This is a genomic window from Streptomyces sp. NPDC051452 (assembly GCF_044454765.1).
Classification (GTDB): Bacteria; Actinomycetota; Actinomycetes; order Streptomycetales; family Streptomycetaceae; genus Streptomyces.
In genome coordinates, this window is the sequence record NZ_JBITEB010000013.1 from 216,775 (window position 1) to 238,023 (window position 21,249).

Here is a 21,249-nt window from a genome sequence, read left to right on the forward strand (position 1 = left end):
CGGGCAGCCCGCCCGGTACCAGTGGAAGCCCCCATCCCCACGAGACCGGGAGACACCCCCCATGTCCCTACGCTCCGCCCTCGCCACGGCCCTCGGGGCCACCGCCCTGCTCTGTGCCGCCGTCGGTCCGGCCGGCGCCGACCCCGCCGAGACCGTCACCGTCGACCCCACCGGCCGGATCGCCCCCGACGGCACGGTCACCCTCTCGGGCGGCTACCGCTGCACCGGCGGCACCGGCCCGGTGTTCGTCGGCTCCTCGCTCAGCCAGCGCGACCCCCGGCTGCGGCACGGCATCGGCGGCAGCGGGGCCCGCTGCGACGGCGCCGAACACCGCTGGCAGAACTCCGGCAAGGTCTCCTCCGAGGCGCTGCGGGCGGGGGTGGCACACGTCGAGGCCACGCTCGTGGAGCTGCGCCCCTCGGGCATCGTGCCGCTGCCCGCCTTCCACGCTGTCGGCGACCGGGACATCACGCTCGTCCAGGAGTGAGCGCGGCCGGCCGCGGGGGCCGGGCGCCTCCGCGGCCGCGAAGCCCTACCGGGCCCGGGCGTTCAGCCGGGGCCGAGGCCGTCCTGGTCCGGCGCGCCACCGCGGAGCCGGACCGTCGCGGGCGACAGGCGCGGATCCGGCCGGCGCAGCGCGGCCACGAACTTGTAGCGGGAGCCGCGGTAGACCGAGCGCACCCACTCCACCGGGGTGCCCCGCGCGTCCCGCGAGTGCCGGGACAGCAGCAGCATCGGCAGACCCACGTCGGTGCCGAGCAACTGCGCCTCGCGCGGGGTCGACAGGGAGGTCTCGATGGTCTCGTCGGCCTCCGCGAGATGGACGCCGTACACCTCGGCGAGCGTGGTGTAGAGCGAGGGGCAGCCGGCCAGGGACCGGCGCAGTCCCGGAAAGCGCCGCACGGACAGGTGTGTCGTCTCGATCGCCATCGGAGCACCGCTGGCCAGCCGCAACCGCTCGATGCGCAGTACCCGCTCGCCGATGGTGATGCCGAGCAGACCCGCGAGCTTCTCGTCTGCCGGGACCTCCCCGATGTCCAGTGTCTGCGAGGCGGGTGTGAGGCCCTGGGTCCGCATGTCCTCGGTGTGCGAGGTCAGCCGGAGCGTGCGGTACAGCTTGGGCTGGGCGACGAACGTGCCCTTGCCCTGGATCCGGTCGAGGCGGCCCTCTCCCACGAGTTCCTGCAACGCCTGCCGGACCGTGGTCCGCGAGGTGTCGAACCGGACGGCGAGCAGACGTTCCGCGGGCATCGCCGAACCGGGTTCGAGCGCCTCGGTCATGGCGAGGAGCTGCTGCTTGATCCGGTAGTACTTCGGCACGCGCGCGGTGCGGCCGGGTACCCCTCCGTGCGGCTGGGCGCTGCTGACTTCGGTGGTCATGCCTGCCTTCCCGGCTGTGTCGATGGGCTCCCGTTATAGCGACCAACTGCCCTATGGTCTAGTCCAACCGAATGCCCCGGGCGCAGAGCGGGCGAAGGGGACGGACGCACTCCGATGACGTTCTCGTAACGGCCGTCACCGGCTTTCCGGACCACCCTTGACACCCCGAAAGGTCTAGGCCAAGCTCCACGTTACTGGTCTACACCATTAGTGGCCAGGCCCGAGCCCTACGTGCAACAGCGTCGTACGCAGGTCACCGCCGAGGGCGTGGGGGGTTAGTGGCATCCCTGAGGAGGGTGGCGTGAAGCGCAAGCTTGCTGCCGCGATCGTGATCGCGGGCATGATGGTCTCCGTCTCGGCGTGTGGCGGCGACGACGGCAAGGACAGCGGTAAGGACGCGGGTCCCGAGAGCTGGAAGGGCCAGACGCTCACCGTCTGGACGATGGACGGTTCCGCTGCCCCGCAGTGGTCCAAGGACGTCCAGGCCGCCTTCGAGAAGAAGACCGGTGCCAAGCTCAAGTTCGAGATCCAGAAGTGGGACGGGATCCAGCAGAAGATCACCACCGCCCTCTCCGAGGACACCCCGCCGGACGTGCTGGAGGTCGGCAACACCCAGACCCCGGCCTACGCCGCCACCGGCGGTCTCGCCGAACTGGGCGACCTCAAGCAGCAGATCGGCGCCGACTGGACGCCGTCGGTCTCCCAGTCCTCCGTCTACGACGGCAAGCAGTACGCCGCCCCCTGGTACTTCGCCAACCGCGTCGTCATCTACAACAAGGCGATCTGGGCGAAGGCCGGCATCAAGACCACGCCCAAGACCCGGGACGAGTTCTTCAAGGACCTGGAGACCATCGGCAAGAAGACCGACGCCGAGCCGCTCTACCTGCCCGGCCAGAACTGGTACTTCTTCGACGGCCTGACCATCGGACAGGGCGCCGACCTGGTGAAGAAGGACGGCGGCAAGTACGTCTCCAACCTCGGCGACCCGAAGGTCGCGAAGGCCATCGAGATCTACAAGAAGTACGCCTCCTACTCCAAGGCCCCCAAGGACAAGGACGAGGCCACCCCGCAGCAGGCGACGGTCTTCGCCAAGGGCAAGACCGGTGCCTTCATCGGCATGGGCTGGGAGGCCGGCACCGCCGTCCAGACCAACAAGGCCATCGAGAAGGACCTCGGCTACTTCACCATCCCGGGCGAGACGGCCGACAAGCCCGAGGGCGTCTTCCTCGGCGGCTCCAACCTCGCCGTCGCCCAGGGCAGCAAGAAGCAGTCCCTGGCCAAGGAGTTCCTGAAGATCGCCCTGTCCGACAAGTACGAGGGCGAGCTGGCCAAGCTCAACGGCGTCATCCCGAACAAGACGTCCCTGGAGGCCAACCTCAAGGGCAACGGCGCCGCCGAGGCCGCCGCCCCGGGTGCCGCGGCCGGTGGCACCACCCCGCTGATCCCCGAGTGGGCCGCGGTGGAGAACACCCCCAACCCGATCAAGTCCTATATGACCGCGGTGCTGAACGGTAAGTCCCCGGCGGACGCCGCCAAGCAGGTCGAGGGCGAGATCAACAAGCGCCTGGCCCAGCAGAACTGATGACCGCGCCGGGGGTGCCGCACGGGCACCCCCGGCAGTCATGTGCCGTGCGTGCGGCCACGGACGCCGTAGGCACGGCCGAGGAAGTCGTTCGTACGGCCACGGAAGAGATGACAACGCATGTCAGTGCAGACCGAAGGCACGGACACGGCCGGGGAGCCCGCTGTCCACAAGGCCCGGGTGCCGGCGCCGCCGAGAGGTGAGGACCGCACCTCCCGCGGACCGTCCCGCCGGGGCGCCGCCGCCCCCTACCTGCTCCTGCTGCCCGCTCTGCTGGCCACCCTGGTCCTGCTCGGCTGGCCCCTGGTCAAGAACGGCATGCTGTCGTTCCAGAACCTCAACCCGCGCCAGCTCATCCAGCACCTCACCGAGTGGAACGGCGTAGACAACTACCGGAACGTCCTGACCGAGTCGGAGTTCTGGCACGTCGTCGAGCGCTCGGTCTTCTTCACCGCCGCCAACGTCGTCCTGATCATGGGCCTCGGCTCCCTGATCGGACTGCTGCTGGCCCGCCTCGGCAAGAGGATGCGGCTGCTGCTCATGGCCGGCCTCGTCCTCGCCTGGGCCATGCCCGTCATCGCCGCCACCACCGTCTACCAGTGGCTGTTCGCCCAGCGCTTCGGCGTCGTCAACTGGGTGCTGGACAAGCTCGGCTGGCACTCCATGGCCGACCACAACTGGCTGGAGACCCAGTTCTCCACCTTCGCCGTGGTCACCCTGCTGATCGTCTGGCAGTCGATCCCGTTCGTGGCGATCAACCTCTACGCCGCCACCACCACGATCCCGAAGGAACTGTACGAGGCTGCCTCGCTGGACGGCGCCGACGCCTGGAAGAGCTTCACCTCGGTGACCCTGCCCTTCCTGCGGCCGTTCCTCTACGCCACGACCTTCCTCGAGGTGATCTGGGTCTTCAAGGCGTTCCCGCAGATCTTCGCGATGAACGAGGGCGGCCCCGACCACCTCACCGAGACCCTCCCGATCTACGCCTATGTCGAGGGCGTGGGCAACCAGCACTTCGGAGTCGGCGCGGCGATCTCGTTCCTGACCATCCTGGTCCTGCTCGCCATCACCTCGTACTACCTGCGCATGGTGCTCAAGCAAGAGGAGGACGAGCTGTGAAGCGCTCGGTTCTCGGCCGTGTCTGGCCCAACGCGACCGCCGTCGTCCTCTTCGTCGGCTTCGTGTTCCCCGTCTACTGGATGTTCGCCACGGCCTTCAAACCGGCCAACGACATCATCACCGACGATCCCGTCTGGTTCCCGACCCACGTCACCTTCAGCCACTTCGACAAGGTCGTCCACGCCGACCACTTCTGGACGCTGGTCGCCAACTCGGTCACCGTCACGGTCCTGTCGGTGGTCTTCTCGCTCGTCATCGCCCTGTTCGCCGCCTTCGCCCTCACGCGGATGCGCTTCAAGGGCCGGCGTGGGCTCGTCGTGACCTTCATGCTGGCGCAGATGGCCCCCTGGGAGGTCATGATCATCGCCATCTACATGATCGTCCGTGACAACGACATGCTCGACAGCCTCGTCCCGCTCACCGTCTTCTACACGATGATGGTGCTCCCCCTGACGATCCTGACGCTGCGCGGCTATGTCGCCGCCGTGCCCAAGGAGCTGGAGGAGTCGGCCATGGTCGACGGCTGCACCCGCTTCCAGGCCTTCGTCAAGGTGATCTTCCCGCTGCTCGCGCCCGGCCTGATGGCGACCTCGCTGTTCGGTTTCATCACCGCCTGGAACGAGTTCCCCCTCGTCCTGATCCTCAACAAGGACAACGAGAAGCAGACCCTGCCGCTGTGGCTGTCGCAGTTCCGGACCGCCTTCGGCGACGACTGGGGCGCCACCATGGCCGCCTCGTCCCTGTTCGCGCTGCCCATCCTGATCCTCTTCATCTTCCTGCAACGCAAGGCTGTCAGCGGTCTGACCGACGGCGCCGTGAAGGGATGACGCCCCGATGACCACCATCGTCACCACCGCGTCCGGCAGCGGCTCCGCCGGCGGCGACACCCTCACCCGGGACGCCCTCGCGGTACTGCAACCGGGGTTCGACGGCACCACCGCGCCCGACTGGGTGCGCCGCCGCGTCGCCGAAGGCCTGGCCTCCGTCGCCCTGTTCGGCCGCAACGTCGTCAGCGAGGAGCAAGTCACCGCCCTCACCGCGCGGTTGCGCGCCGAGCGGGACGACCTGCTGGTCGCCATCGACGAGGAGAGCGGCGACGTCACCCGCCTCGACGTGCGCACCGGCTCCTCCTTCCCCGGCAACCACGCCCTCGGCGCCGTCGACGATCCCGACCTCACCCGGGCCGTCTCCCGCGAGCTGGGCCGGCGCCTGGCCGCCTGCGGGGTCAACTTCGACTGGGCGCCGTCCGCCGATGTCAACGCCAACCCCGACAACCCCGTGATCGGTGTCCGTTCCTTCGGCGCGGACACCGACCTGGTGGCCAGGCACACCGCCGCCTGGGTCGAGGGCCTGCAGTCCACCGGCGTCGCCGCCTGCACCAAGCACTTCCCCGGGCACGGCGACACCAACGTCGACTCCCACCACGCCGTCCCCCGCATCGACGTCGACGCCGACACCCTCTACGCCCGTGAACTGCCGCCCTTCCGCGCCGCGATCGCCGCCGGCACCCGGGCCGTCATGAGCGCGCACATCCTGGTGCCCGCCCTCGACGCCGAACGCCCCGGCACCCTCTCCCGGCGCATCCTCACCGACCTGCTGCGCGGCGAACTCGGCTACCAGGGCCTGATCGTCACCGACGGCATGGAGATGCGCGCGATATCCGGCACCTACGGTCTGGAACACGGCGTGGTCCTGGCCATCGCGGCCGGCGCCGACGCCATCTGCGTGGGCGGCGGACTGTGTGACGAGGGCACCGTGCTGGGACTGCGCGACGCGCTCGTGGCCGCCGTACGCTCCGGTGAACTGCCCGAGGAGCGGCTGGCCGACGCGGCCGCCCGGGTGCGCTCGCTGGCCGCCTGGACCGCGCGGACCCGCGGCGCCGCCGCCGAGACGGCGCCCGACCCCGAGATCGGCCTGGTCGCGGCCCGCCGCGCCCTGACCGTCACCCGAGCCGGCGCCGCCGCACCGGTCACCGAACCGGTGTTCACCGCCCAGTTCAACCCGGCGCCCAACATCGCCGTCGGCGACCAGACCCCCTGGGGCGTGGCCGCCGAACTCCAGCGGCTGCTGCCCGGCAGCACCGCCGGCTCCTTCACCGGCGCCGACGCGGGCACCGCCGCCCTCGCCGCGGCCGACGGCCGCCGGATCGTCGCCGTGGTGCGCGACGCGCACCGCCACGACTGGATGGGCTCCGCCCTCGACACCCTGCTCGCCGCACGGCCCGACACCGTCGTGGTCGAGATGGGCCTGCCCCAGGCCCCGCCGCGCGGCGCCCGGCACATCGCCACCTACGGCGCGGCCCGCGTCTGCGGCGTCGCGGCCGCCGAGGCCGTCGTCGCCGGCTGACCCGCCCGCCCACCGGCCGCCCGCACCTCCCCGCGGGCGGCCCCCCTCTTCCCTCCCGCAAGGGAGGCCCGGTGGCCCTTCACGCCCTCGCACATGCCACCGGCACATGTCTCACGTCCGACCCCGTTGGTGCCTGCCGTCCCATCACCCCGGAGTGATCACATGCAGACGTCCGCGCCCTACCTCCACCGAGCGGCATCCGACCGCCCCTACTTCAGCGCCGACGGCGAGACCTACCTCGCCCCGACACCCCTGCGCGACCTCGACAAACAGCGCCCCCTCAGGGTGCTGTCCGAGGAGGACCACGCCTTCTGGCAGACCTACGGCTATGTCGTCGTCCGGGAGGCCATCACCCCCGGCGAGGCCAAGGGCCTGCTCGACTTCGCCTGGCGGTTCCAGGGCCTGGACCCCGGCCGCCCCGAAACCTGGTACACCGAACCGGAGTTCCGCTCCGAGCTCGACCAGCACCTCTTCATCTACGGTTTCGTCGAGGCCTACCACCACCAGCTCCTCTGGGACAGCCGGCAGAACCAGCGGGTCTACGACGCCTTCGTGGACGTCTGGGACTGCGAGGAACTGTGGGTCACCCTGGACCGGCTGAACCTCAACCCGCCCAATGTGCACACCCGTTCCCGCTCCCTGATCGAGCCCACCGACGAGGGCTTCGACATCGAACTGCACTGGGACGTCGACACCACCCTCGCCGTCCTGCCGCAGCGCGTCCAGGGCATCATCGCGCTCACCGACACCCGGCCCGAACTCGGTGGCTTCCAGTGCGCGCCGGAACTCTTCCGCCGCTTCGAGGAGTGGCGCGTCGCCCAGCCGGCCGGCCGCGACCCCGTCCGCCCGGGCACCGACCGCGCCGAGTTCCCGGTGGTCCGACCCGACCTCCAGGCCGGCGACCTGCTGATCTTCAACGGGCTGCTGGCGCACGGCGTCGGCCCGAACCTCTCTGACAACGGTGTCCGAGCCGTGCAGTACCTGTCGATGATGCCCGCGCTGGAGGAGCACACGGCGCTGCGCGACTCCCGGGTGCACTCCTGGCGCACGCTGGCCACCCCGGACTGGAACGCCACCCTGCTCGGCGACGCCCGCGAACCCGAAGCCCTGCGCTACGGCACCGCCGAACTCGACCCGCTCGGCCGCAGACTCCTGGGCCTGGACTCCTGGACGACGGACGGGACCGCCCGGTGAACCAGCCCCTCACCGCACCCCCGATCTGCCTAGTCCTGCCCACCAACCGGGCCTGCTCCGTCACCCTCACCGCCCTGCACGACGAGGCCGCCCACGCCGCCCGCCGCTTCGGCGCCGACGTCCGGCTGCTGGTCCTCGACTCCTGCGACGAGCCCACCCGCGCCGAACACGCACGCGTCCTCGCCGCACTGCCCGCCGTCCCCCAAGTCACCGTCCACCACCTGGGCGAGGAACCCCAACGGGACTTCCTGCGCGAGGTCGTGCGGACCGCGGGCCTGCCGGACCCCGACCGACTGCTGCGCCTGATGCTGCCCTCCACCGTCTCCTACGGCGCCTGCACCAACCGCGCCTTCCTGCTGGCCACCGCCCTCGGCTGTCGCTCCGTGCACCGCAGGGACTCCGACAGCACCTACCAACTCCACTCCGGGCAGCCGGTGTTCCCCGTCCAGCACGAACTGCCCTGGCTGGGCCGGCCCGCCGCCGAGGCAGCGGCCGGCGTCACCCGCACCGACCTCGACGCCGCCCTCGCCGAGCGCCCGGTCTCGCTCGTCGGAGCCTCCTTCATCGGCGAACTCTCCGTCGACATCGCCGAGATACGGCGCCTGGACGAGGGCGTCTACCACGACGTGGTCGGTCTGTGGGCGCCGGGCGACTGGCCCGAGGACCGCAGGCGGCACCTGGTGGAGGAGTCCTTCACCGGCGCGGGCACGACCCCCTTCACCGGTGACGACTCCACGCTCACCCTGGTCGACCCGATGCGCGTCGACATGTGCAACGTCGCCTTCGACCGGGCGGTCTACGAGCGGATTCCGCTGCCGCCCGCGACCGACACCATCGGCAGCGACTACTTCCTCCTGCACCTCGTCCACGACGCGGGACTGCCCGGCATCCTGCACAACCGGCACATCGAGAACTTCCACACCCCCGAACGCCGTACCGACGCCGGCTTCCCCGCCTACCAGCGGCGGTTCGTGAAGTTCCTGCTGTCGATGCTCTACTTCCACCACGTCTACGACCGGATGGCGGCCGCGGGCGACCGACTCCTCGACGACACCGGACAGGTCCGCCCCGAGGCGATCACCGCGCTGCTGCGCGAGAGCATCGGACTGGACCGCGCCGAGAACGTCTGGCGGCTGGACCGGATCGACACCGCCTACCGCAAACTGGGCGGCCGCTACGCGGACTTCGCCGAGCTGCTGGCATCCGGCCGCGACCGCCTGCTCGACGAGGCCGCGCGGGACATCGAGGACTTCGCCCACCTCGTCGAAGCGTGGCCCGCGCTCGTGCGCGCCGCCCGCACCACCGCACCCGGCCCGGGGGACGGACCGGCGTGAACCACGGCACCGCACGCGACCTCGGCGAAACCCTCGCCACCGCACTCGGCGCAGCACCGGGCGACCGTGTCGTCTACGACCTCACCGGCATCGAGGCCCAGTACGACGCGCTGCTCAGGGAACTGCCGGGCCTGCGGGTCCGCTTCGCCCTCAAGGCCTGCCCCGTCGACGAGGTCCTGCGCGCTCTCGCCGACCGGGGCGCCGGCTTCGACGCCGCGAGCCCCGCCGAGATCGCCCAGGCCCTCGGCGCGGGCGCCCCGGCGGACCGCGTCCACTACGGCAACACCGTCAAGTCCGACCGGGACATCGCCGAGGCGCACCGGCTCGGCATCCGCACCTTCGCCACCGACAGCGTCGAGGACGTCACGGCGATCGCCGCACACGCCCCCGGCGCCCGGATCTTCTGCCGCCTCGCCACCAGCGGCGAGGGCGCCCTGTGGGGCCTGAACCGCAAGTTCGGCTGCACCCCGGCAGACGCCGTCCGCGTGGCCACCACCGCCCGCGCGGCCGGCCTGACCCCGGCGGGCCTGTCCGTGCACGTCGGCTCCCAGCAGATGACCGGCGAGGCCTGGCAGCAGGCCCTGGACACCCTCGCCGACACCCTCACCGCGCTGGTCGGACGGGGGATCACACCGGACCACGTCAACCTCGGCGGCGGGCTGCCCGCCCTCGGCTACCGCGACCGCCACGGCAACCTCCTCGAACCGCCCCTGGACAAGATCTTCACCGTGCTCCGCGAGGGCATGGACCGGCTGCGCGACCTCAGCCCCGCACCCCTCGCCTTCGTGCTGGAACCGGGCCGCCACCTGGTCGCCGACCACGGCGCCGTCCGCGCCCACGTCCTGCGGCTCACCCGGCGCCGGCACCCGGACGGGTCCGACGACCACTGGCTCTACCTGAGCTGCGGCAAGTTCAACGGCCTTTACGAGATGGACCAGTTGACCCACCGACTGGTCTTCCCCACCCGTTCTGCGACGGAGGAGCACGTCGACGCCGTCGTCGCGGGACCCACCTGCGACAGCGACGACGCCTACGGCGAGGGCCGGCACCCGGTGCGCGTACCCCGGTCCGTGACCTCCGGAGACCCGGTGTGGGTCCTGTCCGCCGGCGCCTACGCCACCAGCTACATGACCCAGGGGTTCAACGGCGTCCGCCCGCTGCCGTGCGTCTGCGTACGCGGCACCGGCGCGCCCGCGACCCCTGACGAACGGCACTGAGATGGGACACCTCATGCGCATACGGGGCATCGCCGAGACCGACTGGCCACGGCTGGCCGCTCTGGAGACCGAGGCCTACGCGGACCTCTCCCTCACGGAGGGCGAGGAACTGCTGCGCTCACGGGCCCGGGCCTCCGCCGGCACCTGCTTCGTCCTCGACCTCGACGGCCGGCTCGCGGGCTACGTCCTCGCCCTGCCCTACCCGAGGTTTCGCTGTCCCGACCTCTCCCGCCCGGAACAGGTCGCCCACCACTCGGACAACCTCCATCTGCACGACCTCGTCGTCGGCGAGCCCCTGCGCCGCCGAGGCCTCGGCACCCGGCTGGTGCGCCATCTGACCGATGTCGCCCTCGGCCGCGGCTTCGAGACCATCTCGCTGGTCGCGGTCGCCGGCAAGGAGCCGTTCTGGCGGGCCAACGGCTACCGCGCCCACCGCGAGGCCGACCTCCCACCGCACTACGGCGACGACGCCGTCTACATGTCCGCCCGGGTGGCCACCGCCGGCCGCCTCCTCGAAGGACGGAGAGCGGTCTGATGCCCGGCCCTGCCGCCCTCTCCTTCCCGCGCGCCAAGTGGTCGATCGCGGCGCTGTTCTGCTTCCTCGGCTTCCAGTACGGCACCTGGGTCTCCCGCCTCCCCGCGCTCAAGTCCCGGCTCGACCTGGGCGCCGGGGAGGTGGGCCTGCTGCTGATGGCCTGCGGGGCGGGCGCCGCGGCCTCGTTCCCGCTCGTCGCCGTCCTGACCCGCCGCCTCGGCTCCCGGCGGCTGTCCCTGCTCTCCGCCCTCGGCCTGGTCGCCGTACTGGCCGCCCTGTCCGTCGTACCGAACTACCCCCTCGCCCTCCTCGCGGTCTGCGCCGACGGGGTCGCCGTGGGCTGCCTGAACGTCGCCATGAACGCGCAGGGCGCCGCGCTGGAGAAGGCGTACGACCGCACCGCCATGTCCCAGCTGCACGCCACCTTCAGCGCCGGCCTGCTCGCCGGGGCCCTGCTGGCCTCCGGCACGACCACCCTGACCGCCTCCGTCCCGGTCCACTTCGCGGTGGCCGGGGCCCTGTCGCTGCTCCTGCTGGCCGGCTCCCGCACGGGCCTGCTGCCGGACGGACCGGCGCCCCGGCCCGACCGGACACCCGGACGCCGCCGCGGGCGCCTCGCGCTCCCCTCCGCCACGACCCTGCTGATGGGCTGTGCCATGGCCTTCGGCACGATCACCGAGGGCGCGATGAACGACTGGTCCACGCTCTACCTGAAGGACGTCGTCAAGGCGTCCGCCACGGTGGCCCCGCTCGGCATCGCGGTCGTCTCCGTGATGATGCTGCTGGCCCGCGTGTGCGCGGACCGCTGGCGCACCCGCTGGGGCGACGGGCGCGTGGTCCGCGTCGGCAGCGCCGTGGCCGCCGTCGGCCTGGCCCTGGCGCTGCTCGCCGGCGGGGTCGTCCCCACGCTCCTCGGCTTCGCCTGCGTCGGCCTCGGGGCGGCGGCCGTCACCCCGTGCGTGTACGTCGCGGCGGCCGAGCACGGCTCCGACGCGCTGGCCCTGGTCGCCGCGATGGGCACCACGGGCCTGCTCGGCGGCCCCGCCCTGATCGGTTTCGTGGCGAGCGCGGCGAACCTCACCCTGGGCATGGCGACGGTGGCGGCATCCGCCCTGGTCGTCACCCTGACGGCGTTGTGGATCCCCTGGCCCGGCCGGCCCCCGGTCACGGAGGTGTCAGTAGCGGCGGGCGAGAGCGCGTAGGGATCGGGCGAACGGCGGGCTCACTGACCCGCGCAGCACCCCGGCGCCCCGCGCCAGCACCGCGTTTGCGGTGAGCAGTTCGATGTCGAGCAGCGCGCCCGCGAGCCGTCGACCGGGCGCCGGGGTCAGCGCCGGCAGTTCACCGGCGGCCAGCAAGGAGGCGCGGGCGAGTGCCACCTGGTCCGCCACCAGCTCCGCCACGCCGGTGTCGCCGGCCCCGGTCGCCGACAGGTCGTCCACGGTGAGGGAGAAGCGTTCCATCGCGGCGACCGGGATGCCCACCCGCCCCTCGCGAAGGTCCTCGGCGAGGTCGTTGACGAAGTCCAGCCGCTGGCTGCCCTCGATGAACGTCCGGCACGCCGCCCGGTACCGCGCGTCGTCGCCCTCCGGCGCGAGCAGACCGGCGACGAGCATGAACGCCGGGTACGCATAGGCGTCGACGTAATCCTGGAAGTCGGCCTCGGTGGGGAAGCCGGTGAAGTGCAGTTCGGCGGTGGCGGTCGACAGATAGTCCTCCACGATCCCGCGCAGCGACGGCCGAGCGCGGACGGTGTGCACGAGTGTGCGCAGCAAGGGGTCGTCACTGGTGCCCGTCGCCATCGCCTCGCGCACCCCCCGCTCCCAGGAGGCCCATGCCGCCGCGCGCCGCGGCAGGGGACCGGTGTCCAGGAGATCGTCCCCGTGGTGCATGAAGGCCGTCGCCGCCACCACATGCGGCAGCAGCTCCCGCGGGAGCAACAGCCTGGCGGCCAGATACGCGGTCCGCCGGTACCTGCACACCACCCGCCGCTGGGCGTCGTAGTCCCGACGCGACCCCGCTTCCCGGACCCCGGCCGCGTCCAGGCTCTTCGTCCAACCGCTCATGAGGGCGATCGTAGACAGGGGCCGCTGACGGCGGATCACCCTGGGGGGACCGGGGTCGGAGGGGGGCGGGGTCTCGAACCGGGTTTCCGGCCGCGACGGCGGTTGTCAGTCCGGGGGCGCGAGGAGGTGGGCCGGTGTGACGTGGTGGAGGTGGATGAGGACGTCGTAGAACGTCGTGGGCGCGATGGCGTGGAGGCGCTCGGGGTAGGAGGTGCCGATGCTGCGGGTGGGCCGGGGGGTGTTCAGCCAGGCGCGGGCCGCGGCGGGGGAGGTGCGCAGGTCCATGAAGTAGTCGCCGGGCCGGATCCGGTCGAGCAAGCGCTCGGTGCTGTTGCGCGGCGGGGCTCCCACGGTGTGGACACGGGCCGTGCCGTCCCGGTCCGTCGCGTTGAAGGATCCGTCGCCGAACGTCGTGGCGACGCTCACGTAGTCCGCGCCCAGCCGCTCCCGCAGGAAGGCGCCTTGCATGCGGGGGTAGCGCGTGTCGGAGGTGCGGTAGGAGACATGGCTGTCGTGCGCGGACAGCAGCACCTTGCGGCCCGTCCGGGCCACCCACCAGGCGACGTTGTCCGCCATCAGACGGTCGCGGTAGCGCATGGACGACCTCAGCTGCCCGGGATCGTCGAAGTCGAACGCGTAGCCGCGCGCGGTCTGCGCCAGCGCCCGTGCGTGCTGCACGATCCAGGCGTGGGCGTCCTCGGTCGCGCCGCGGGGGACCGGCTGCCGGGCGAGCAGGGACAGCGCCGCCTCCGCGCGGACGGCCATCGCGCGGCGCTCGGCCAGGGGCCGGGACAGATACGTCTTCATGTAGGTGCCCGCCGACGTGGTGGGCCGCAGCCCCCGGTACAGCGTGGTGAGACGCGGCAGCAGGCCCGGCAGGTAGCGGGCCGCGTACCGCAGCACCCTGTCGTACAGCTCGGGCCCCGCGTACGCGAAGTCGTCGCCCATGAAGCGCACCGGGTCCCGGGGGTGTTCGACGTTGTAGGCGCGCATCCACCTGACGAGGCCCAGGTATTCCTCCGTGTCCCACCACGCGTAGGTGTCCTGGAACTCCTCCCGCATGATGCGCCGCGGGTCGCCCTCGCCGGTGCGCACATACGCGTCCAGCCGCAGACCGCTGCTCCAGCTCGTCTCCAGGGCGAAGGTGCGAAAGCCCTCGTGCTCCACCAGGTAGCGCAGCACACGGTGCTTCAGGGCGAAGAACTCGTGCGAGCTGTGCGTCGCCTCGCCGAGCCCGACCACCTTCGCACCGCCCACCATGCGGCCCAGCGGCCGCAGGTCGCCCAGGTCGCCGTACGGCCGGGTGGTGCGCAGGGGGTGGGCGCCGCGTTCCGCGGCCCGCAGGGCGCGCGTCTCGGGTGGTGGCAGCGTGGCGGAGCCCACGATGCCCGCGCAGAGCAGCGTCACCAGGAACAGGATGGGTACGGACCGGATTCGCCTCATACGACAAGGTTCCGGTTCCGGGCGGCCTGGGAACATCCGGCGCACCCCCGGCCTCGTCGCGGGCTGCCCCGACGACGGGTATGCCGCTAAACCGGAAGAGGCTCTACCGGTTCCATGGCGATGCGGGCCACCCGCTCGGTCGCCGGCACCAGGTAGAAGTGGTCGCCCGCCAGCACCGTGAGGGTGAAGGAGCCCGAGGTCAGGGCACTCCAGCCGGCCATCTCCTCGGGGGTGACCCGGGGGTCCCGGTCACCGGTCAGGGCGTGGACGTCGACGCGCAGCGGGGGCGCGTCGGACCGGCGGCGGTAGCCGTCGATCAGGTGGTAGTCGTTGCGGATCGCGGGCAGGAGCAGCTCCCGCATGTCGGGGTTGTCGAGCACCTCCGCATGGGTGCCGCCCAGCGATCTGACCGCCTCGACCACGTCGTCGTCCGTCCGTACGGCCGGGCCGGCGAAGTCGTCGGGGGACCGGCCGGAGACACACAGCCGGGTGATGTGGGCGGCGGCGCCCGCTTGGTCGAGACGCAGGAGTGTCTCGTACGCGACGGCCGCGCCCATGCTGTGCCCGAAGAACACGGTCGGCAGTGGCGGCAGCGCCAGCAGCTCCTCGGCGACGGCAGACGTCAGCGGGTCCATCGTCGGGATCAGCGGTTCGCGGAACCGGTTCTCGCGGCCGGGGTACTGGATCGCGAGCAGCTCCGTCGCGGGGTCCGTGTACGGGGCCCACGGGCGGTAGAAGCTCGCCGCGCCCCCCGCGTGCGGGAAGCAGACCAGACGGCGCGCGGGACGGCCGGGCCGGGTGTGGCGGGTCAGATACGGCGAGGGAGAGGCAAGGGGCATGTCGGGGTCCGATTCTTCAGCCGAGGATGGTCTCGCCCAGCGGGGTGAGGCTGTGGACCGCCTGGTTCTGCTGGCGCTCCGTCGTCACGAACCCGGCACGGCGCAGGACGGTGAGGTGCTTGCTGGCGGAGGGGCTCGAGATCCGCACCCGGTCGGCCACCTGCCCGGTCGAGCGGGTCTCCCGCAGCGCCGCCAGTACGTCGGCCCGCGTGCGGCCCAGCAGGGCGTGCAGCGCGGATTCCCCCTCGCCGCCCTGCCACAGCGAGGCGGCCGTCTCCGCGTCCGGGGTGAAGTCGTAGACCAGGATCGGCAGACCGGGCCAGCCCATGCGGTCGTCGATCAGCAGGGGGTGCGGGGCGAACAGGGACGGGACGAGGGTCACCCCCCGGCCGCCCGGGCTGGAACGCCTTGACGGCTGCGCGGTGTCGACCCGGAGCACCGGGGCGTCCCACCGGATGGCGTCGTGCCGGCTGTTGAGGACCTGTTCCATGCCGCCGGCGAGCATCGCCCGTCCGGCGGCGTCGCGTTCCGCCTTCAGTAATCGCTGGATGCGGTCCCAGAACGGCTCCACGGCCACCGTGTGGAACGTGTCCGTGTCGGGCGGGAGGGGAGACGTCAGCGTCTCCACGAGAGACGCGGCGGGCTCCGTCACCGGATGCGTCGCGGACACCCTGCGCAGCCGATGGCGGATCGTCCGGCGCCATTCGGTCAGCGCGTCCCGGCGCTGCTCACCCAACCTCCCCCAGGCCATGTGCGTCTCGAACGCCATGCCCAAGGTGTCGATGATGCGTACCCGAGCCAAGTCCTCCACGCTGAGGCGCAGTTCCAGCACGACGAACACTCCCCCCAGTGGTCGTTGAAGATCATACGAATGGGTGGACGATCAGCGCCAGTCCATGGAGACCTTGAGGCTGCTGTATCCCTGCACCAGGTTCGAACGCATCCAGCGCACGTCCCCGGCGAGTTCCACACCTCGGGCCTCGGACGCCAACTCCTGTATCAGCGCCTGTAGTTCAAGCCGGGCGAGCGCGGCACCGAGGCAGTGGTGCGGGCCGTTGCCGAATCCCAGATGGCGGTTGGGAGCGCGGTCCGGGACGAAGCGATGCGGTTCCGGGAAGAGCCGCTCGTCACGGTTGGCGGCGGACAGCCACGCCACGACCGGCTGCCCCTTGAGGATCCGCTGGCCGCCGATCTCGCAGTCCTCCGTGGCCACCCGCAGGACGTGCGCGGCCGGGGACGTCCAGCGGACCATCTCCTCCACGGCCGGGCCGGCGAGTTCCGGATCCGCGTGCAGCGCGTCCAGCGTGCCCGGGAACGCCTGGAAGATATGGAAGGCACCGGTGATCGAGTGGCGCGTGGTCTCGTTGCCTCCGATCAGCACGTTGTCGCAGTTGACGAGCACGTCCTCGGTACTGAGCCGGCCGTCTTCGAGCAGGGCGCTGACCAGGTCGGAGCCGGGCCGCCGACGACGCCGCTCGATCAGCTCGTGGAAGTAGAAGAGGATCTCCGTGTGCGCCTCGGCCGGTGACATCTTGTCGAAGCTGCTGTCCTCGCCGCCGAAGGCATGGTTGGTCAGCTCGATCAGATGCTCCCGCTCGCTGAGCGGTACGCCGATGACCTCGCAGACGATCGCGGCGGGAAGGCGCGGCCCGATGCCCAGGGCGATATCGGTGGAGTCCCGCGACCGCAGCCGGTCGATGATGTCCCGTACCTCCCGGTGCAGCACCGACCGCAGTTCGGGGGCGCGCAGCCGCGAGAGGAACGGGCCGACGAGCCGCTTGAGCGTGGTGTGCCAGTCGCCCTCGCTCACCACCAGCATCCGGCCGCCCGAGCTGTCGGTGTGCTCGGCGTCGAAGCCGATCATCATCCCGTACTCGGAGGTGAAGGGGGCCTTGGGGGAGAGGACGGAGGAGACGTCGCGGTGCGAGAAGACCGACCAGAAGCCGGACGGGGACAGGCCCGGATCGCTCCAGACCTTCGCGTCCGCCCGGACGTACTCCTGCCACATGGTGAAGCGGGACTCGGAGGTGTAGAGGTCGGCGTCGGCCAGATCAACGGTCATGGGGGGTGTCTCTGCCTGTCTGTCAGCGGATGGGAGGAGGGACGACCGCGGCCGGTTCCGCGGTGGACGACGCCTCGTGGTCGAAGTCGGCGCCGTGGGGTTCCGGCAGGTCGCGCAGGGCCGGGCTCAGCGACGTCAGCAGGGCGACGACCGCCATCACCGCCGCGCAGCCCAGCAGGCCGGCGAACCGGCCGGCCACGTCCAGGACGACGCCGCCCGCCAGCGGGGCGATGGCACCGCCGGCACCGCTCGTGATGGCCGCCACGCTGACCACCCGCCCTCGATGGCTGTCCGGGGTGAACCTCAACTGGTGCGTGGTGAAGTACGCGTTGGCCGTCGGCGCAGCGAAGGCGATCGCCCCCAGCAGCACCCCCGGCGTCCAGCCGCCCGGCAGCACCGCGATCCCCGCCGTGAGCACGACGAACGTCCACAGGACGACGTAGATGGGGCGGGCGCCGGTCAGGACGCGCTGGAGCAGGGGCGCGGCGAGGGCGCCCAACAGGCCGCCGACGCCGAGCAGCGCCGCCATCACCCCGATGAGCCCGGTGTTCATGCCGCTGGTCTGCGCGGAGGCGATGACGACGAAGTAGATGACGCCGAAGAAGAAGTTCGTCGCCGTCGCCGAGATCAGTCCGACCCGCAGGAAGGGATGGCGGATGATCCAGCGGACCCCCTCCAGCAGTCCCCGCCCGCTCATCACCGGCCGGTCGGCCGGGACCCCGGCGGGCGCCGGCCGCCGCTTCAGGGCCAGCAGCATGACCAGCCCGGTCAGGTGGGCCAGACAGGCGACGACGAACGGGAACGCGTTCTTCAGCGACAGCAGGAACCCGCCGGCGGACGTGCCGGCGAGCTGGCCCGCGTAGGTGCGCGCGCCGTTCATCGCCACCGCGTCCGAGAGCCGCTCCTCGGCCACCAGGCTGGGGATCAGCGCTTCCCCGGCCGTCGTCATCAGCGCCGTCGCCGCCCCGTTGACCAGGGCGAGAAGCACCAGCGCGGGCAGTGACACGGTGCCCGCCCACAGCAGCACGGCCAGCGCGCCGAACACGGCGACCAGCGCCGCCTGGCACCACAGCATCACGCCGCGGCGGTCGTAGCGGTCGGCGACGGCCCCGGCGGGCAGCCCCGCCAGGAGCATGGCCGCCGCGTCCACGAAGCCGATGATCCCCGCCTGCGAGGGCGAACCGGTCAACGCCAGCACGATCAGCGGCAGCACGATCAGCGACGTGCTGTAGGCGAACTCGCCGAGCGTCGAACTCACCCACAGCAGCGTGAAGCCGCCGCCCCACCGCGTCTTCTCGGCCGGCATCAGCCGAGCAGCCGCGAACGCGACTTCGTCCGCACGTGGGTACGCCGCAGATCGCGGACCAGGCTGGTGCGCTTGAGCCAGCGGTCGGTCCCGTCGTAGCGGGGCGTGAACGTGTCACGGCCGTGCACGGCCCGGTAGTTGTCCACGAACACGGCGTCACCGGGGTGCAGGACGACGCGTTGCGCCGCGGCGGCCAGCAGACCGGCGGCTTCCCGCATGGCGGTCTCCGCCTCCTCGTCGCCGGGCACGGCGTCGGTGAAGTCCGCGTCGATCCGCAGGTACGGCGCCTCCTCGGGGCCGAACAACACCGACGCCACCTCGTGCGGGCGGTCCTCCAGCGCCGACGGGTGCTCCGCGCTGTGCAGCGGCACCACATGGTGCGAGTCGTCCGGGAAGAACCGGAAGCGGTCCTGGTGCAGCACCGACCGCAGCCGCTCGGGGAACTCCACCGAATCCACCGGCGCCACGGTCGTGCCCACCGCGTCGGGGTTGCGCAGGCACATCAGGGCCACGTAGTCGCCGCGGCAGGGGTGGAACACGTCCTCCGTGTGCAGGGTGAGCTGCTGTCGGCTGCTCGCGCTGGTCAGCGAGGTCTCCTGGCCCCTGGACGGGCAGACGTCGTGCACGAGACGGCCGTTCTGCTGGTTGACCCAGCCGAACGGCTCACCGAGCACGGACCCGACGAGCAGCAGCACCAGTTCCTCGCGGATCGCGGCGGCCTCCTTCTCCGCGACCTGCCAGCTCGGCGGGGTCGCCGCGAGGTCCTCGTCCACGGGCAGGTTCCCCAGCACGATGATGGCGTCCTCGGCGCCGCGCGACGACACCAGGAACCGGCGCACCCCCAACGGCAGCCGCTCGGCCTCGGCGCGGATGTCGTCCGCGTACTCCAGAGGCGTCCAGACCGGGTGGGTGGCGAGGAACTCGTCCGCGACCGCGGCCACTTCGTTCTTCTCGTCGTCGCTCAGGACGTAACGAGCCACAGCAGAACCTCCGATGCTTAGTTCAGTTACCGGCCGTGGCGGCGATCTGCCGCAGGGCGGTGGAGAATGCGTCCGCGAGCCGGCGGACGGTGGCGGGGGCGTGGACGGACGGCGCGTACAGCCACTCGACGCGCAGCTCGCCATCGCTGACGGCGGCGACCACGTCGATCAGGTGCGGGCGTTCCTGGTCGGGTGCCTGGTCGGCGCCGAGGCCGTCCAGCCGGTCCCGGAACAGCCCCTCGTCGTCGGCGGCACCGTCCCACTGCCCCAGGTAGTTGAAGCTGATCCGCGGATGCGGGGCGGCGGCGAGGTCGGTGTGCGCGGCGCTGCCAGGCTCGGACAGATAGCGCAGCGCCCCGTAACCGAGGCCGCGTCCGGGCAGCTTGCGCAGGGTCTTCCTGACGGCCTTGAGCGCCGCCTCCCAGGGACCCTCCGGCACGTCGAGGGCGACCGGATAGATGGTGGTGAACCAGCCGACCGTGCGCGACAGGTCCACGTCGTCGAACAGCTCCTCGCGACCGTGGCCCTCCAGGGCGATCGTGACCGGCGCGCCCGCCCAGTCCCGCAGGACCCGGCCCAGGGCGGCCAGCAGCACGTCGTTGATCCGGGTGCGGAACGCCGCGGGCACCCGCTGCAGCAGCGCCTCCGTCACCGACCGGTCCAGCGCCGACGACTCGACGACGACCTCGCCGTACCTGCTCGCCGCCGGGCCGTCGCACGGGATGTCCACGGTGGCGGACACCGCCTTGCGCCAGTACGCCGTCTCGTGGTCGAGGCCGCCGGAGCGCACCAGTTCGGCAAGCCGCCGCGCCCACTGCTGGTAGCTGGCGGACTTGGCACCCAGATCGGCCGGCAGATCCGCCGCGAGCTGCCGGTACGCGGTGGCCAGGTCCTCCAGGAGGATCCGCCAGGACACCCCGTCCATCACCAGGTGGTGCACGGCCAGGAACAGGCGCGGCGGCGCCGGGTCCGGCATGCGCAGGAAGACGCCCCGCACCAGGTTGCCCGAGCGCAGGTCCAGCGAGCGCTGGGCCGCCAGCGCGGCATCGTGCAGCGCCTGTGCGGTGTCGTCGACGGCCGTGAGGTCCCGGACGACGAGCAACCCGTCGGGGCGCTCGCCGTACTCCTGACCCCAGCCGCCCGCGCCGTCGGTGGTGTACCGCATGCGCAGGGCGTCATGGTGGTCCACCACCGCTTCGAGGGCACGCTCCAGCACGGCGGGGTCCGTGTCCGGGGCCAGTGCGAGGTGGACGGACATCGAGTACCGGTCGGGGGACGTCGTGTGCTCGGCGAAAAACCACCGCTGGACCGGCGTCAGTTCGACCGTTCCGGACGCCTCGGGCGACTCGCCCGGTCCGGCTGTGGTGGCGTCACCGGCACGCCGCACGGCGGCCGCCAGCTCGGCGACGGTCTGGTGGACGAACATCAGCTTGGAGGTCAGGCGCAGGCCCGCCTGACGGGCGTGGGAGATGACCTGGATGGAGAGGATGGAGTCGCCGCCGAGCTCGAAGAAGTTGTCATGGATGCCGACCTTCTCCATGCCGAGGACTTCGGCCCAGATCGCGGCGAGAGCCTCCTCGGTCTGGTCGTGGGGTGCTTCGTAGCTGGTGGCCAGTTGTGCTGTCTGGGTGTGGGGTTGGGGGAGGGCGCGGCGGTCGACTTTGCCGCTGGGGGTGTGGGGGAGGTGGTCGAGTGGGACGAAGAGGGCGGGGATCATGTAGTCGGGGAGGGTGTGGGCGAGGTGGGTGCGCAGGTCGGTGGGGGTGAGGGGGGTGTCGGTGACGGTGTAGGCGATGAGTCGGCGGTGGCCGTCGGTGTCCTGGTGGGTGGTGACGACGGTTTCGTG

Annotated in this window: 19 protein-coding genes; 10 read left to right on the forward strand and 9 right to left on the reverse strand. The window is 71.7% G+C overall.

The genetic code is table 11. From position 1 onward, the window contains the following. The first annotated feature begins 61 nt into the window (after positions 1-61). The gene (locus ACIBA9_RS27540) at positions 62-487 is read left to right on the forward strand and encodes a DUF6299 family protein (protein WP_399367038.1); all 426 of its coding nucleotides are present in this window, start codon (positions 62-64) and stop codon (positions 485-487) included. Between the two features lie 62 nt (positions 488-549). On the opposite strand, the gene ACIBA9_RS27545 is transcribed toward ACIBA9_RS27540, so the two are convergent. Further along, complete coding sequence (locus tag ACIBA9_RS27545; RefSeq protein WP_399367040.1) at positions 550-1,380, reverse strand: GntR family transcriptional regulator; 831 nt, start codon at positions 1,378-1,380, stop codon at positions 550-552. A 301-nt stretch (positions 1,381-1,681) separates the two neighbouring features. On the opposite strand from ACIBA9_RS27545, the gene ACIBA9_RS27550 reads away from it, so the two are divergent. The 9 genes from ACIBA9_RS27550 (at position 1,682) to ACIBA9_RS27590 (ending at position 11,909) form a co-directional block, all read left to right on the forward strand. Beyond that, complete coding sequence (locus ACIBA9_RS27550; RefSeq protein WP_399367042.1) at positions 1,682-2,962, forward strand: extracellular solute-binding protein; 1,281 nt, start codon at positions 1,682-1,684, stop codon at positions 2,960-2,962. A gap of 120 nt (positions 2,963-3,082) precedes the next feature. After that, positions 3,083-4,081 carry a carbohydrate ABC transporter permease gene (locus ACIBA9_RS27555; RefSeq protein WP_399367044.1) on the forward strand — a complete coding sequence of 333 codons (999 nt, stop codon included), beginning with the start codon at positions 3,083-3,085 and terminating at the stop codon, positions 4,079-4,081. Then, complete coding sequence (locus tag ACIBA9_RS27560; RefSeq protein WP_362157936.1) at positions 4,078-4,908, forward strand: carbohydrate ABC transporter permease; 831 nt, start codon at positions 4,078-4,080, stop codon at positions 4,906-4,908. Before ACIBA9_RS27555 ends, ACIBA9_RS27560 begins: the two co-directional genes overlap by 4 nt. 7 nt (positions 4,909-4,915) lie before the next feature. Next, positions 4,916-6,427: a glycoside hydrolase family 3 protein gene (locus ACIBA9_RS27565; RefSeq protein WP_399367046.1), complete on the forward strand. Its 1,512-nt coding sequence runs from the start codon at positions 4,916-4,918 to the stop codon at positions 6,425-6,427. A 162-nt stretch (positions 6,428-6,589) separates the two neighbouring features. Continuing rightward, the gene (locus tag ACIBA9_RS27570; RefSeq protein ID WP_399367048.1) at positions 6,590-7,621 is read left to right on the forward strand and encodes a phytanoyl-CoA dioxygenase family protein; all 1,032 of its coding nucleotides are present in this window, start codon (positions 6,590-6,592) and stop codon (positions 7,619-7,621) included. Beyond that, positions 7,618-8,955: a DUF6271 family protein gene (locus tag ACIBA9_RS27575; protein WP_399367050.1), complete on the forward strand. Its 1,338-nt coding sequence runs from the start codon at positions 7,618-7,620 to the stop codon at positions 8,953-8,955. The genes ACIBA9_RS27570 and ACIBA9_RS27575 overlap by 4 nt, the downstream gene beginning before the upstream one ends. Beyond that, on the forward strand, positions 8,952-10,172 hold the full coding sequence (locus ACIBA9_RS27580; RefSeq protein WP_399367052.1) for a type III PLP-dependent enzyme: 1,221 nt from the start codon (positions 8,952-8,954) through the stop codon (positions 10,170-10,172). Before ACIBA9_RS27575 ends, ACIBA9_RS27580 begins: the two co-directional genes overlap by 4 nt. Positions 10,173-10,185: 13 nt before the next feature. Beyond that, positions 10,186-10,707: a GNAT family N-acetyltransferase gene (locus ACIBA9_RS27585; protein ID WP_399367054.1), complete on the forward strand. Its 522-nt coding sequence runs from the start codon at positions 10,186-10,188 to the stop codon at positions 10,705-10,707. Further along, the gene (locus ACIBA9_RS27590) at positions 10,707-11,909 is read left to right on the forward strand and encodes an MFS transporter (protein ID WP_399367056.1); all 1,203 of its coding nucleotides are present in this window, start codon (positions 10,707-10,709) and stop codon (positions 11,907-11,909) included. Before ACIBA9_RS27585 ends, ACIBA9_RS27590 begins: the two co-directional genes overlap by 1 nt. Here the strand turns inward: ACIBA9_RS27590 and ACIBA9_RS27595 are convergent. From ACIBA9_RS27595 to ACIBA9_RS27630, 8 genes are all read right to left on the reverse strand, one after another. Further along, entirely contained in the window at positions 11,883-12,773 is an 891-nt protein-coding gene (locus tag ACIBA9_RS27595) for a squalene/phytoene synthase family protein (protein ID WP_399367058.1), read from the reverse strand. The two genes, ACIBA9_RS27590 and ACIBA9_RS27595, sit on opposite strands and share 27 nt — an antisense overlap. 105 nt (positions 12,774-12,878) lie before the next feature. Then, positions 12,879-14,216: an erythromycin esterase family protein gene (locus tag ACIBA9_RS27600; protein WP_399367060.1), complete on the reverse strand. Its 1,338-nt coding sequence runs from the start codon at positions 14,214-14,216 to the stop codon at positions 12,879-12,881. Positions 14,217-14,302: 86 nt separating this feature from the next. After that, positions 14,303-15,055 carry a thioesterase II family protein gene (locus tag ACIBA9_RS27605; protein WP_399367062.1) on the reverse strand — a complete coding sequence of 251 codons (753 nt, stop codon included), beginning with the start codon at positions 15,053-15,055 and terminating at the stop codon, positions 14,303-14,305. Between the two features lie 16 nt (positions 15,056-15,071). Further along, positions 15,072-15,887, reverse strand: coding sequence for a winged helix-turn-helix domain-containing protein (locus tag ACIBA9_RS27610; RefSeq protein ID WP_399367064.1), 816 nt, complete (start codon positions 15,885-15,887; stop codon positions 15,072-15,074). 51 nt (positions 15,888-15,938) lie between these two features. Continuing rightward, positions 15,939-17,117 (reverse strand): cytochrome P450, encoded by a 1,179-nt coding sequence (locus ACIBA9_RS27615; RefSeq protein ID WP_399367066.1) that lies wholly within the window; start codon positions 17,115-17,117, stop codon positions 15,939-15,941. Positions 17,118-17,139: 22 nt separating this feature from the next. After that, positions 17,140-18,423, reverse strand: coding sequence for an MFS transporter (locus ACIBA9_RS27620; RefSeq protein ID WP_399367068.1), 1,284 nt, complete (start codon positions 18,421-18,423; stop codon positions 17,140-17,142). Beyond that, positions 18,423-19,403: a TauD/TfdA family dioxygenase gene (locus ACIBA9_RS27625; RefSeq protein ID WP_399367070.1), complete on the reverse strand. Its 981-nt coding sequence runs from the start codon at positions 19,401-19,403 to the stop codon at positions 18,423-18,425. Before ACIBA9_RS27625 ends, ACIBA9_RS27620 begins: the two co-directional genes overlap by 1 nt. A gap of 22 nt (positions 19,404-19,425) precedes the next feature. Beyond that, on the reverse strand, positions 19,426-21,249 hold a 1,824-nt coding region (locus ACIBA9_RS27630), incomplete at its 5' end, for a condensation domain-containing protein (RefSeq protein ID WP_399367073.1).